The 14,584-nt window shown below is 43.9% G+C and carries 7 protein-coding genes; 1 reads left to right on the forward strand and 6 read right to left on the reverse strand.

Annotation, left to right across the window (positions count from 1 at the left end; all coding sequences use genetic code 11):
* Positions 1 to 41: 41 nt before the first annotated feature.
* The 6 genes from ltrA to L1283_RS26425 all read right to left on the reverse strand — a co-directional run bounded on the left by ltrA (position 42) and on the right by L1283_RS26425 (position 13,569).
* On the reverse strand, positions 42 to 1,739 hold the full coding sequence (gene ltrA / locus L1283_RS26400) for a group II intron reverse transcriptase/maturase (protein WP_070561831.1): 1,698 nt from the start codon (positions 1,737 to 1,739) through the stop codon (positions 42 to 44).
* Positions 1,740 to 2,328: 589 nt separating this feature from the next.
* On the reverse strand, positions 2,329 to 3,129 hold the full coding sequence (locus L1283_RS26405; RefSeq protein WP_070561829.1) for a hypothetical protein: 801 nt from the start codon (positions 3,127 to 3,129) through the stop codon (positions 2,329 to 2,331).
* Between the two features lie 308 nt (positions 3,130 to 3,437).
* The gene (locus L1283_RS26410; protein WP_139144898.1) at positions 3,438 to 4,097 is read right to left on the reverse strand and encodes a hypothetical protein; all 660 of its coding nucleotides are present in this window, start codon (positions 4,095 to 4,097) and stop codon (positions 3,438 to 3,440) included.
* A 3-nt stretch (positions 4,098 to 4,100) separates the two neighbouring features.
* On the reverse strand, positions 4,101 to 8,438 hold the full coding sequence (locus L1283_RS26415) for a DUF6443 domain-containing protein (RefSeq protein WP_286849911.1): 4,338 nt from the start codon (positions 8,436 to 8,438) through the stop codon (positions 4,101 to 4,103).
* 53 nt (positions 8,439 to 8,491) lie between these two features.
* Complete coding sequence (locus L1283_RS26420) at positions 8,492 to 11,983, reverse strand: hypothetical protein (RefSeq protein ID WP_070561823.1); 3,492 nt, start codon at positions 11,981 to 11,983, stop codon at positions 8,492 to 8,494.
* Positions 11,984 to 12,051: 68 nt separating this feature from the next.
* Positions 12,052 to 13,569: a hypothetical protein gene (locus L1283_RS26425; RefSeq protein WP_139144897.1), complete on the reverse strand. Its 1,518-nt coding sequence runs from the start codon at positions 13,567 to 13,569 to the stop codon at positions 12,052 to 12,054.
* Between the two features lie 635 nt (positions 13,570 to 14,204).
* On the opposite strand from L1283_RS26425, the gene L1283_RS26430 reads away from it, so the two are divergent.
* On the forward strand, positions 14,205 to 14,396 hold the full coding sequence (locus tag L1283_RS26430) for a class I lanthipeptide (protein WP_070569922.1): 192 nt from the start codon (positions 14,205 to 14,207) through the stop codon (positions 14,394 to 14,396).
* The last annotated feature ends 188 nt before the right edge of the window (positions 14,397 to 14,584 follow it).

Consider the following 14,584-nt stretch of genomic DNA (forward strand, 5'->3'; position numbering starts at 1 on the left):
CGACTTTCACCGCATACGGCTCAAGCAAATCATAAAGCTTCTCATTTTAGTAATTCCCTCATGTCTTTGGTCGCGTCTGGCAAGTTGGTAAAATGCACCTTCTGATGACAGAATAAATGCAGCATTCGTCTATTTTTTAGTAGATTTCTCTCAATGTTCTTTTTGTCAGCTATTATGTGATGATCGTGAAGTTCTTCACCATTGAACAGGGATTCATGACATACGGGGCATTTGTACTTCTGGTAGAAGGCAATTATCTGCTTCTCTTTGGTTAGATTGCGTCCTTTCCTGGCTTCTCGATCTTCCCAGTAGGTTTTCAAGGCAGGGTCATCTTTAGATGATCTGCTTTTTACCTGTACGTGACGCTTTATCTTAACCCACGAGAATTTATATAGAAAAGTATTCTTATCACCGAATACCCACTTATCATTGCATGCCTTATTCCATCGTCCCCAGTACTTTTTTGTAATATATTTCCATGATTTGTTATTGTGAGTGCTTTTAGCCCATCGCACAGCCTTGTTGAACATATGTGTATCAAGGTAGCTGAATGTCTTTGAAGCATTTGCCATACGATAATAGTTTGCCCAGCCCCGAATAATAGGATTAAGCTTTACCGTTATTGCTATTGGTCTTGCCCCTCGGAGATGTTTCCAAAGAATACGTAGGTTATCTTTTAAAGTTAGGACGGATTTTTTGCTTGGCTTGATCAACAGTTTAACCCCTTTGCGTGCAGAGGCTTGTGTATACTGACGAATATTAAATCCCAGAAAGTCGAATCCTTCCGTAATATGTACTACACGTGTCTTTTCTTCTGATAAGGATAGTCCACGATTTGATAGCCATATCTTTAAGTCTTCAATAACTTGTAGGGTATCTTCTTCACTTTCACAAAAGACAACAAAATCGTCTGCGTACCTCACCAATGCCCGGTTTCCGGCGTTGGTCTTTTTACATCCCCATCGCACGATCTTCAACATCTCTTCCATGCCATGAAGGGCAATGTTTGCTAAGAGTGGACTTATGATACCACCCTGTGGTGTGCCAGAGTTCGTTTCATAAAACACATTTTTGTCAACATATCCCGCTTTCAACCATTGTTTGATTAATCCTTTCGCAGGAAAGTTCCCGATGGCTTTCAGTAGGAACTCGTGACTTATATTGTCAAACGCGCCCTTAATATCGGCATCCACAATCCACCGTCTTCTGCTTCCTGCATGTGCCAGCGAGTAGATCGCCATAATTGCATCGTGGCAACTTCTGCCGGGTCTAAATCCATAGCTGGAGCCTTCAAAGCAGGCTTCCCATTGGGGTTCTAATGCGTTCTTAACGCGTGCCTGATGAGTTCTGTCCAGTATAGTAGGAATGCCCAGCGGTTGTTGCTTGCCATTCGGTTTCGGTATATATACACGGCGGGCAGGACAGCTACGCCAAGGTTGGTAAGAATGAATTGCTTCTATTAATTCCTCCCTGGCTTTGGGTGTTTTGATAACAACTTTATCCATACCTGGTGTGTGTTTACCGGCGTTTACCTGCGTAACTTTCCTTACACATATTAATGTATTGGAATAACTACGCAACATGAGTTTTTGTAGCTGGCGTACTTTGTTAATATCGCCAGCTTGAGTTGCCTTGAATATCCTTTGTCTCAAATTTCTAACAGAACGGTTTGCCCGCTTCCAATTAATGGAATGCCAGTCCGTTTGTCCCATTGTTCTGTTTGCAGTCGTTATCTGCATCTAACTTTCCTTTGGTTAAGAAATTTTTACGCTTTCAATTCAAGAGATTCACCAGTTCTGCGTCAGCACCTTTTCAGGTTGGGTATCCCTATTTTCGTAGCCCTATCTGTCCGGTTATTTGTTCCCGTTGCCTTTCAGCTGACAGCTTTCGCTTTTCAGAACCTCCTACGCCCGCTGAAGAATTAGGTATTCCTTACGGTTTACTTACTCTTTCGAGACTTCATCGGGGTTACCACGTTCCGCATTGATAAGATGCGACCGGGGGGGATGTTCCCTATACTCCGGGGTCTTGGGTGTCCTAACAATCTCCGATGGAGAAGAGATCGTCTTTAAAATGCTCGCTGGAATGAACATTTTCCTGACCCATCCACTGTTGTATACCACCTTCCAGTGTTGGCAATTACGGAGCCTTTGGAAATTCACTTGCGTTCACCCGTCCGATCTTTCCCTTGCCCGGTCACTCCTGATGGCTGGAGCTTCCTTGGGCTTTCATCCCAGCTTTCGCAAAAGATCATTACTGGTCTCCCACGTGGGAAGTGAGAACCGGTTTTGGACACTAACCGGGAATGGCTTACAGGCCATTCACTTATTAAAAGCGACTTCGTGTCGCACGCCAGCGTTTACCAAAGGAAAGACCAACAAAGAAACAGGCCTGATAGGCATAAGCTTTGCGCTCGGCCATCATTTCAATTTTGCTGGTGTAGAACGCAGCGTTGCCGCCCATGGTAATGGTTTTCACAAACGATTCCGGCCTGCCGGGTTCAAGAGCTATTGCGAGTTCTGCAAACAGGCCGGGAATAAGCCGGGTTTCCCCCAAGCCTTTGCTCCATTTGTCGCTGCCTAGAATATATGCGGGATTCAGAAATTTGTCTGCGTTCTCGTTGTTAAAGTGTTCGCTTTGGGAATAGGCAAGTTCTTCGGGATTATAGGAAACATACAAAAGGTTCAGGTAATAAGGCTTAAGTAGCGCCAGCGCCGGACCTACTACATAACGCAAGCTTAGCGATAGGTTGCCGTCGATCAGGGCGGGGAATAGAATCTGCTCCCGGCCATATGCCAGTTGCAGAGTATAGGCATTATAGATCTTACCGAGGCTATAGGACGTATTCTTTGCCAGGTAATTATAGGTCGTTGCCCTGCGCTGTTGCTTTACTTCCTTTTCGTGTTGCAGTCCTGAAAAGTAAAGTTGCCAGATCACTTTTTTACCGGGGCTTTCGTTGCGGAGATAACTCAGGCCGCCGCTCCAGCCATTGGTGTTTAGCCTCAGGTTCAGTGCAAGAGTATGCCGATAATAGCTATCCAAACCCGATTCTGAAATATGCTTTTTCCACTCTCTTACTATGCTAACCTTCCTCGATCCCTTTTCTTTTCCTTGGTATAATTTTTCCATTATGTTTTGCCAATCAGAGTGTTGGGACCTTGATACATACGGTAATTGAAGGCAAAGCAATAGCAACAGGGTGTTTTTACACCACTGAACATGTCGTTCCATTACCAAAAGAGCATTTAGTTAATTACGAAATGACTTAAACATGAGAAGATTGGAACAAAAGCGTGACATTGATTAGCACGCTTTTGTTCATATAAATATTGGAAGAAAAAAATGCTAATATTGAGGTCGACCAACGACGTTTTCAATTTCCCAAGTCAAACCTGTTTGAACTACTCTTCTAGGAACTATTTATGATCTATATCAAATTATTCTAGGATAAACCCCTTTAATTCGTAAACAGTCCATGCCGTGTGAAGTTGCTTACCTTCGTTTTTCAAAACAATAATCCAATTTGAAGTATATCCTTTCGCTAACCCTTCCTGGAAAATTGCATACAATACAGCCCAATTTTTATCCTTTGAAATTAATATGTTTGAAAAAGCAATTTTTTGCTTCGGTAGTATCTGTTCGATTCCATTGACTACTCCAACCTCTCTTTTAGAAAAATCGAAATTCTGATTATCTACTTCCGATAATAATTCATAAGAAAAGTTCTTATTATTTTCAATACATGATTTAAAGCTGTCATTTTTCAGTGCAATAAATTTTCTATTCTTTATTGATTTAAGATTCGTGTAATTTATAACTTTCTTCAATACTTCAGAATCTGGAATTTCTAAGGTTTTTTTTTCTATAAAAATTTTAGCTGGAAAAATTTTGATTTTCGTTTTCTTTGGCTCAACAGTATCGCTAAAGGGACTAATAGGGACTGAAGTTGAACTATCTGCGTTTACTCTTACCGTATTATTTCTTAGAGACAAAGTATCAATTATACTTTTGAATAGTTGACAGTTAGACTGAGCATAGCTCTCTCCTGATATTAAAAAAAATAATGCCAAAAGCTTCATTAAGGTTGAGGTTTTCATAATCTATTGTGTGTTTAGTAGAGTTTGCCTAATATTATCTCCTCGCACATTCTCAGGTAATTCTGATGGAGGTGTAGGTAAATTTTCTGTTGAAGTAGTTTCAGAATACTTGGCATTTGGCAAAATAACATTTTGTCCATAATTGTATCTCACTTCAACCCCAAATCCTACAACTTCAATATCGGTACCCCTATGTCCTGTAAGTGATGTTTTATAACCTTGTTTACCTGTTTTTTTATTCTTTCCGCCAATTCTGTCTGAATCATAATTTCGTTCTGTTTTATTTCCTATTTTTCTTTCTTGAAATTTTGTAATGTATTGGCCTGTGTTATTTCCATCATTTGTCACTTTATCGCCATGATGACCATATTCGTGTAATAGTGTTAATCCTATTCCAAGCAATTGTTGATTATATGCCTCGCGATTTGCAGGATCAATATTTTGAAGGTATTGTATATCTTTTGGTGATATCACAAACCTATCTGAACTTGCCGCACCGCCGTCTCCAGTTAGTGAGAATTCGACAATTGGTCCTTCCCCAGGTCTCAAGTCATTGATTATCTTTTCAGCAGTAAATCCTGTTGTATTTACAATCGCTTCTAACGCTAGGGGGTTATTGTTTAGCAAATTACCAACATTATTGACAATTGTTCTAAATGTTTCTATCTGCGATCTACTCACGCCCATTGTTCTTAACTCCTCAGCATTATATTGTAGTTTTAAATTTCCTCCCAGGTCAATATTTCGTACCGGATTATTACCGGCATAAACAAAAGGTGATTCATAAGCAAATTTTTCCGCCATAGGATCGGGAGCATGCCACACTCCTAATTGCGGATCGTACATCCTGGCGCCATAATCATACATTTCTAACCCGTAGGTTTTCTCGAGTTCTTTACCATTATACTTATATGGCTGTCCCGGTAAATTACTCTGCCCGGTGCTCATCGTATTCAGGGTTAAGCCGTGCGGGTAATAATGGTTTTCTTCCAGCACCTTGCTGTTATAATGCTCGATATGAATATTATCGAACCATACATCTTTACCGATGGTCTGGTTGTCTACATAGATCACCACCCAACCAGAGGTTCCCGGCCCTGCAGGTGTACAATTACAAATATTACCCGGATCTACCACCTGCCAACCACCGCCATTGTTTACAGGCACCTGGAACTTACCGCTAAGCCCCGGTACAAGCTGCATATTGTCATCAAAGAACATATAATTTAAGTGTGCCTTCGGCGCCTCTGGGTTTTGGTTGATTACAGGTACCTGGTCCATGACCGTTGCCAGCTCGGGATTGGATAAGATCCTTTTTACTGTAGCCAGGTTTTCCGGCAATTCGGATACCGGTATGCCGGTATAGGTACTGCCGCCCATTAATGCCCCCATTAGGGAGGCTACAAGGTCGGCGCCGGATACGGTTGGATTGTCTTTTACGATGCCTTCATAATAAGACTCTGCATTGATCGTGAACTTATCTCCCGGCATTACTTTGAGCATAATAGCCGTGCCTATACGCATATTCGGATCTTCAGCCACTAAGTGGGCCGCTTTTACATCTTCAGGGTTTGTACTTACTGGTTTACCATCCCGCACACTGGGTATATTATCGAACACCAATTGCTCCGAATTGGCAGTAGCAATTTCGTGCCTGGCCATATAGTCCCTGCTGATCGGCGCCGCAGTAACGGTACTACGCACGTTGCCCAGATGATCTTTTACAAAGTAATCGTACACAAACCGCGTTTGATTATTACTGGTATCATTGGCTATAGGCCTGGCCCGGCCTTCTTCATTAACGATATATTGTAACACATTATCCTTGTACACAAACTCACCAAAATAATCATAGGTGGCATTGCTATTACCGGATATCACTTTTCTTAAAAGGCTGCCCGACGCATCGTAAAAATAATTAATTTTTCCTTGCCCGGTTACATTTATTTGAACCGGTTTATTGAGGTGATTATATTTTATGTCCGAGATATTTTTGTTGAGATCCTTAATCATATTCCCATTGGGGTCATAGAAATACTCGGTAGCTACATTGGCGCCGTCTTTAAAGTCCGGCAAACTGGAAGCAACGCCATCGTCCTGGACCTTTATAAGCCTATTGGAGGCAGGTGCGTAAGCGTAGGTCAACTTATCCATATTTACGATAGCATTGGTGGTAGGATCCCAGCCTTTTTGAATCATCGCATTAAGATTGCCATTGAGGTCATACTTGATATTGGATACGGTATAATCCTTTACTACATTCTTCCACATATTTGCTGACTTAAGCCTGAATTCTGCATGCGTAAGCCGGTTGATTAAATCGTAACTATATCCATAAGCTCGTTTCTCGCCATCCGATCCGTTCCAGATGATACCTGTTATATTGCCATTATACAATTTGCTGGCGAAGCCGGTATCGTAGTAGAGTTTTTCTTCGAAGATCGGTTTGAAAGGATAGCTGGTCCGGTCTTCGGCATTGATATGGTTCAGAAATCCGCGCATATTGTACTCGTTAAGCACCACGCCGATATTCATGCTCTTGGTGGTATTGCGCCCTAAATGGTCGTAGTTAAAATCGACAAGGTTATAGAGCGCCCCCCCGTTTATACTTTGTGTAATCTTTTTAACCGCGTCGTTACCACCGGCAAGCCCGATATTGCGTTCATAGGTTTTTGCAACATCAAATACGGTAATCGCTCCGTCATTTGCGCCCGGTATGGGTTCTGCATTAGCATTCTCGTGATGCCTGATGGTGCGCCATAACATGCCCTGGAAATAATAAATATTGGAAGTGATCTCCCGGCCACCATTCAGGTTTTCTTTTATGGTTTGGATCATCCGGCCATTATCGTCATAAAAATTAACGGTATTGAGCCAGGCGGTTACCTGGTTGGTTTCAGGATCAAGAACGGCAATTTTGCTGCCTGTTACTAAATCACGCGTCATGGTCGAAGCTACCTGGGCTACCGGAACCAGCTCCGGCCTGGATGCCGGTGGCAGCTGGCCATTAAAGCGGTTATACTGATAACCAATGCCCGATGCATTCTGGTAGTTATCGTAATAAGTATACGACAGTATCGTAGCCCCGTTTATTTGTGTTGGGTAATTGTTGTACAGGTTGTAGTCCTTGATATATCCCCACATGTCCGGAGCCGGGTATTGAACGGCCGGATCGTCCACCAGGCCCTGCAACACATCGCGCGGTGAGGTGAATGCCCCTAAGCCGCCTACAACCGGGCGGTTCCTCGTATCGTAAATGGTAAATGCCCATTGCCCATTTTGACGCTGGTTACCGTCCCGGCTAAAGATCAGGCGGTCCCTGTCGTCGTACACATATTCCTCCAGGGCTTTACCCGGGATCTTCTTTTCTACTGCACGTCCTTTTTTGTCATAGAAATAGCTGAAGAGCAGATCAGGCACGGCGCTAGCATTCCAGTTGCCGGCAGTATTCATGAGATCTACAGCCTTAGGCGGGATCACGAAACGCAGCCGGCCGGCCTTGTCGTATACATAATAAGTGTTGGCAAAGCCGGTATGACCAGCGCCAGGGCTCGAAGTCATCAGGCTCCTGGTCAGTACCACTCTACCGAATTTATCGGTATAGGTTCTTTGTTTTTTTCCGTCTTCGTCGGTACTTTCCGTAACGTCCAGCTGGTCCGTGGCGAAATAGTAATCGCTTTTAGGAAAATCCGTATTGGCATCACCGATCGTCCAGATGCGGACTTCTTCGATCGCATTATTGGTACGATAGTAGTTCGTTTTGCCGCGATTATTACCAACCCAGGCAATCCCCGGCGCCATAGTCTTCATCATGCGTCCCAGGGGGGAATCGTCATCGATATTTACGCTATAAGGCGGTTCGTCGGGTGCTGCCTGGTCGTAAAAGGCCCGAAGCTTATCGTTTGCATCCAGCTTGATCTTGCCGTTTTGCGTGGGGACCATGGAAGCCGGAACAGCGAAGGGCAGGTAATCGAACTTTGTTTTTCCCAGTGCATCATAGACATTGTGCTTAACGATGTCGTAGCCATCCTGGTGGGCACGCATATTAACACTTTGCAAAGGTCTTCCCAGGCCATCAAAATAGTCTGTTACCTGGCGGAAGCGGGTATTATTGATAACCGAAGGCCATGCTTGTATGGGCTGATCGGGTACCTGCGTTTGTATGTAATTGAATTTAGTCTGACCTGTAATATTTTCCAGGCCTAAATACAAAAATGAAGGGTTTGGCTGGACCGGCTCCACGATAGGAATATTGGATGCCGGTGCAACAGGCTGCGCTTGCAGGGAGCCTGCGAGATACAGCAGGGCTACGGTAAATTTATATTGGAGCGAAATACGCATGAGATAAGTATTTTAATATGGCAGACGCCGTTTAGTAATGATGCAGAACAGGATTATTGTGCCGCTTGCATTTGATAGGTATTGCGTTTAACGATATTGCCCTGCTCGTCTTTTACCTGGACGAGCCTGCCGAAGACATCGTATTCGAAGCGGGAGATATGGCCCGCTGCATTGCTGCCGCTGGTTATCCCTTTAAACAGGTCATAGGTATAACTCTCCATAGTGGCGCTCATCGGGTGTAAGCGCAGCTCGTCGATATATCCGCTTCCGGTAACGGTGACGCCTGTTGGGTTGTAAATATTGTGTTCGCAATAGGTCCAGCCGTTTGCAGTTGATCCCGTTGTATAGGGCGCTGTTCCGTTGACCAGGGCATTGCCGTTCTTTATCCAATAGGAAACTATGAATCCGCCGTTAACGGGTGTACCGCTTACTTCCGAACCCGGAATATCAGCCAATGCATTGGGATTCCAGGTGATGTCGCCATTCGATAAGATGTAACAACGATTACCTGTGGCATTATCCGATGCAGTGGTATTCCCCTCGTTATACAACCAGTTGCCTGCGGCATCGGGTTCAAAGCTGGTAAAGCCGATCTTATATAAACTATCACCGAACACTTTCGCTATCGGGTAACTAAAGTCATGTCCCCAGATCAGGGCAATACTTTGTTGGCCGTTGCCATACATCAGGGCAGGATTGCCTTTCTCGTTGTACGCCCGGTACGTAAGCTCCAGGCTGTATTTCGGATCTTTCAATAAGAAAGGTCCGGCATTAGATAACGACAGGTTCATGGGTGTAAACGTAGTCAGGGGCGCAGGCACCTGTAATTTGTATTGCCGCTTTGGACGCACTTTATAGCCCTGGAACTCGTTCAGCTCATATTCTGTCAAACTGCCAGAAACTACTTTACCGTCTACTTTTGTAAAAGTTTCAACGGGATAGGCGGTGAGATGATTTTCGCTCATGTATTTAAGAGCCAGGGGCGCACGGAAAGGGCTTGTCAAAGCGCTGGTGTTGTAATCGGAAGACAGGTAGGTCGTTTGTTCTACCTGGGCGCCGTCCGGTTGCAGGGTAAGGGTTTGGTAAGGATAGTAGTTACTACTGCCTAAATAGTTTTGGTAGGTGGTCGTTATTAGCGAACCCGTGGCTGTCAGGTCAGTTGTTGTTGATTTGACCAGGCGCACCTTTTCACCCAGGTAACTATATAATTCCCCGCGAAATTTGTAAACCTCCTTCACTTCAGTATTGGCTTTATTGACCGAATATGCAGTTTTCCAACCGTTAACCGAACCGCCCAGCTGGTAACTGTAGATATTTTCCACCTTGCGGAGCAATACGTTATTCTTATCGAAGGTCTGCGCAGTAAGCAGCTGCCCGTTACGGTGTGCGTAGCTTGTGGCAGGGGCAAAAGGATAATTGATCTCGCATTTATGGTAGGGCGTGCTGAAATTGTACAATATGCTACCACCTTCGCCGTTGGCGCCATAGGTCTCCCTTACATAGCTATAAGCTACCGGACTGCTGTTGTTCTGGGCAGTATTATTGGCCAGCGAGGAAAAGACGTAAGAAGTAATGTCAATGAGATCATAACCGCTAGTTCCATTGGGGCGCGTAAAACGATACCGGTAATTGGATTCGTAATTCGGTTTCATCTGGGCAATGCCACTGGAGCGGTCCGGCTCGCCCGGCAAACTGTAATCATAAGTTCTAACATTGGATACAGCACTATAGGGATCGTAGTCGGTAATGCGCTTTACCCGTAACCCACCCACGAATTTATTCTTATCGTAACCCACAATGTTTTGAAAAGTCACACTAGCCCTGATCCGGTCCTCACAGTCATACATATTGGCCTCAGCATAACGGCAATCAGCCTCTACATAGAGGTTGTAATTGTGACCGGCTATAAACTGGTAATTTACATTATTAACCCCTTGGGCAACCACCTGATTCGTCGTCAGATCCTTAAGGATAAAATTTTTGGTATTGCCTACACAGGTCCAGGTATTGCGTTCAACTTGAATGGTGACGGTCTGCGTACTGGGTGCGGTAAATGTAGTAGTCGCATTTTGGTATTGCGTCGCACTATTGTATTTACAACTGGAAAAGGCCGTATACTTGGTATAGCTGTATATGGGTTCTGCGAGGTAATTATTTTCTCCGCAATCCTTGCCTACTGTATTGTTTTCGTATTCAAAATAAGTATAGCCACCTGTTGGATGATAGATCCTGTTGAGTATACCTCGCCTAGTATGGAGCGGATTTACATCCCGGTTACCGCCGATAACATCAAATGTTGTTGTTCCATCTGTAAAGGTCTTACCCTCGATCAAGGTACTATTGGAGTAGCCATTATAATAGCCCCAATGATCCTGGGAAAATGAGCCATAGGCGGGTATCGAATTGTCGTCGTATCCAAAATTATACCTGTCGATTAGCTCACTGCCTACGCTGGTATATACGGAATCCAACCGGAGTTTTTTAGCCATCGGATCTGTTGAAATATCGTTGTAGTAAGTATAGCCTAAATTGAATTTCCGCACCAGGTTGCTGCCATTGTCATATACCTCGATGTTAGATAGGGCTTTAGTACCTGCTACCTCATACTTTTCCGTGTTGTAGTTAAAGTTGACCCTGCCGTTTGGAAATACGATCCTGTTGAGCTTTTTTTCAAAAACATGTACGGTCGATGAGCAAACAGATGATTTGACCGGGTAAGGATTAATGTCGCCATAGTCATAGTTTCTCGTTTCTGAAATCGTGGTGATTGCCTGCAGTTCCGTGGTATAATTGAACGTCAGGCTATCCTTGGTATCGGGATAAATGATTTTAGAAACATACCAGGTGGAGGCATAATCCATCGTGCCACCAAAGTCGGAACAACTTTCAGAACTGGTCGTCGAATAATCATTGAAATAATACCGCACGCCCTGGGCATCGGTAAGCACAAAAACAAAATCATGCTCAACCGGCGTTTTGGTATAGGATACCTTTACATCCTGGTCGGGCATTGTGATGATACCATCATTGCCAATGATAAATTTCCCGGAAGCGCTTCCAATGTTGAAATTGAATTCATCAGGCTGGGTATCCCATATGCCGTCTGCTACCGCTTTAAAGGTATCTATCGTGCTGTTTACAGAAAGGAAGGGACTTGCCTTGGCAATTAATGAAGCGCCCTGCTGACTCTCATATCCGCGCTCATCCGGCTTGCCACGGAGCACGCGGGAAATAGTGTAGGCAGAATTGAGGCTCCATCCCAAGCCCACATCACTCGATAGGTCGCTGACCTTGATACCGGCAGCATGGTAACTCAATCCGATGGGTAAAGTATGTTTACCCGCATTGACCGTATAGATAGGAACACTGATATTGGGCAGACCACTAAACAAATTCACCGGGATATTGCCGTACTTATTGAATGCAGCGGTATTCGGTGTGGGAATGTTGAAGTCGAGCTTCGTCGGATTTTGAGTTCCGGCAGGTTGTGCATAGGCCATATTGGATAAGGCCAGCAGCATCAGCCATAGTAATCGTTTACGCATAGATATTTGTTTTTGTGGTAAAACTCTTATTTAGGTCCGCCATGACTTGGCGGATTTATTTTTAATTTTTATTTTCCCCAGCCTAGCCTCAGCATAAACGGGGTTCTTAAATTGCTTTGCTGCCACAGGAAATTATACCCCGCCATAAAGGTGCCGTTCCATTTGCTGCTGATGCGGTAGCGCTTCATGATGCCGAGATAGGCTGCCTCCTGTTGCCCGCCAAATGCCGCTTTCAGCGCATTGCCAGACGCTACGACAGACTGCGGATCATTCCTGTTATCTTCCAGGTAAGCACGGTCCTGCGGACGGAAAGCCCGTTCGTAACCGGTCTGCAGGCTAAAGCCATACAATAGTTTCCAATCGGCATACACCCGCGTACTAATACCCTCATAACTCAGGCGGATATGTTGCCAGTCCTGGCCCAGGCCAATACTGGCAGCAATGCCGATGCCATAACTCAGGCTGGGCGTATGTTTGAAGGCCACACCGGCTCCCAGTTCCACCATTGCCGGCCGTAAGCCGTCGGGCGTAGCGCGCGTAGTCTGGAAGTTGTATTGTGGCTCCAGCCGCTGCCAGAAAGGCTTTCCGCGTTCCGGGTTTTTATGAAAGGCGGGCTTTTCGATACGCTTCAGTTTATCCTTGGTGGCCTTCGCTTCCTGCAGACCCTGCCGGGCTTCCCGTGCCAGGTTGCCGGCTTCTTTTACTTTATCGGTTACCTTACCCAGTTGATTGCTGAAATCTTTTATCTGTCCTTGCATTGCCTGTTGCACGACTTGCAGGTTACCAAACTTTTCACTGAGCATTTGCTGTACCTGTCCCTTAGTTTGGTAACCCATGTTTTGCAAGTCGGCAGCTGATAAACCACTCCCCAAACCATTTTTATTATTGCCTATATAGCTTTCAAAACCCTCGATACCCTGCAGGTATTCCATCGCTTTTTCTTCGGCAGCATCGGGATCATCGGCCAGGCCACGCCAGGCTTTCATTTTTTCCTGGGCATAGTATACCTCTTTTTGTATCCCCTGTAAACCGGGTATACCAGCACCTGCAGCCATTTGCTCAAGGCTTTGCATGCGCTGCCGGATCAGGTCTTTAACCTGTTGCTGGGCATTTAGCTTGCCTTGCAGTCCGGCGATCTTGCCGCTGTAATCGCCACCGGGCAACGCTTGTCCGCTTATGCCCTCCAAGGCAGCAAGTTTATTGCCCTGGTTATGCATAAACTGCCCGATGCCTATCAGGCTATCAACGGTGGCATTACGCCGCTTGGCCATACGGGCCAGAGCGGTAGTGTCTTTGGATAAAACGGCAATCGAATCAAAGCTTATCGAGCGGTTCAGGTATTGCTTGTAGGCAACCGAATCTTTAGCAGCGAGCTTGGCCAGCATACGTGCTTCTTTTTGCTGCAGGCGGCCCAACAGGCGTTGCTGGATGCGATCTGCGCGTCTGATATATTTATTCAACTCAGTTGTTCTTTTTTCAAGATATAAGGATGCTTCGTTAATTCCATTTTCAGATTGAGCAGATGCTTCAACGACGAAAAAGGGAATAAAGAAAAGCAATACAAATATGAAAATTGAGCGTGGCAACAGTAGCTTTATTGATTTGGTAAATGTATCAGAGAGTATCTGTAAGGATACAGGTAAAAACCCCCGTTTGTATTAATTAACATCCGTTCATTTTTATTTAACCCGGAATTGTCTGGATGTGAGGAACGAAATACACCTACAGCAGTGCATAAGATTAAAGCAAAGTAAAGAACACAGAGTCCCAAAATAACCCAGCTTTTAATTTTCAAATCTCGATTTGAGTCGATAGTCTGACCAATCATGATAATTTCAATAATTTATTTTTTAATAACATTTAAGGAATTATTCTATATCAAATCATTATTTCATAAGGTTAGAAATAATAATATTTTTCATTAATAAACTACCTTTACAAAATCTTAGAAAATTTTGAGCGTGAGAAGATTTACAGCTAAGTCTTAAACACCCAGTTTTTTATTATTGGTAGACTTTATATGTTTTTATCAAGATGAACGCAAAAGGAAAAACGCAAAAGGAAAAACGCAAAAGCGAATCGTAGATAAAAAATTCACTGTGAAGATATATGTGGCTTAAGGGTGTTTCCAAATAAAATAAGGGAAATGAAGAAAAGAGGCAATATTTTTCGGCAAGACGAAAAAAACCAGGTTTTTATCTTAAATTTTAATTGAATACTTATGAAAAAGAACAATCAATCCAATCCGAAACTCACTCTCAAAATTCAAAAAATTGTTTATTTAACGCCTAAACAAATGCACAATTTACATGCTGGTGAAGAGGCGTCAGTTTTTACCAAGCCCCAAAGTTTTAATTGCCCAGTTCCCTACAACGCGCCTCCTTACCTTACAATGAAGTTCTGCAACGAATAAAAATAAAATAACAAAAAATAAAATATAGCACTACCTTCGGCCCCTCTATGTAGCGAAAAAATTTAAATACGCTACTTATGTTAATCAAAAAAAACCATATGTGTCCTAAATAAATTTTAGGATTGGATTTCTGTGGTACAAGCATAGCTTTTTTCATCATTTCGATATTGACCCCTATTTTTCAATCT

The sequence above is a fragment of the Sphingobacterium sp. HSC-15S19 genome (genome assembly GCF_050433745.1).
Classification (GTDB): domain Bacteria; phylum Bacteroidota; class Bacteroidia; order Sphingobacteriales; family Sphingobacteriaceae; genus Sphingobacterium; species Sphingobacterium siyangense.

Excerpts from the sequence above, each read along its gene's own strand:
- L1283_RS26430 (WP_070569922.1), top strand. The coding sequence starts at position 14,205 with ATGAAAAAGAACAATCAATCCAATCCGAAACTCACTCTCAAAATTCAA.
- ltrA (WP_070561831.1), bottom strand. The coding sequence starts at position 1,739 with ATGCAGATAACGACTGCAAACAGAACAATGGGACAAACGGACTGGCAT.
- L1283_RS26420 (WP_070561823.1), bottom strand. The coding sequence starts at position 11,983 with ATGCGTAAACGATTACTATGGCTGATGCTGCTGGCCTTATCCAATATG.
- L1283_RS26415 (WP_286849911.1), bottom strand. The coding sequence starts at position 8,438 with ATGCGTATTTCGCTCCAATATAAATTTACCGTAGCCCTGCTGTATCTC.
- L1283_RS26410 (WP_139144898.1), bottom strand. The coding sequence starts at position 4,097 with ATGAAAACCTCAACCTTAATGAAGCTTTTGGCATTATTTTTTTTAATA.
- L1283_RS26405 (WP_070561829.1), bottom strand. The coding sequence starts at position 3,129 with ATGGAAAAATTATACCAAGGAAAAGAAAAGGGATCGAGGAAGGTTAGC.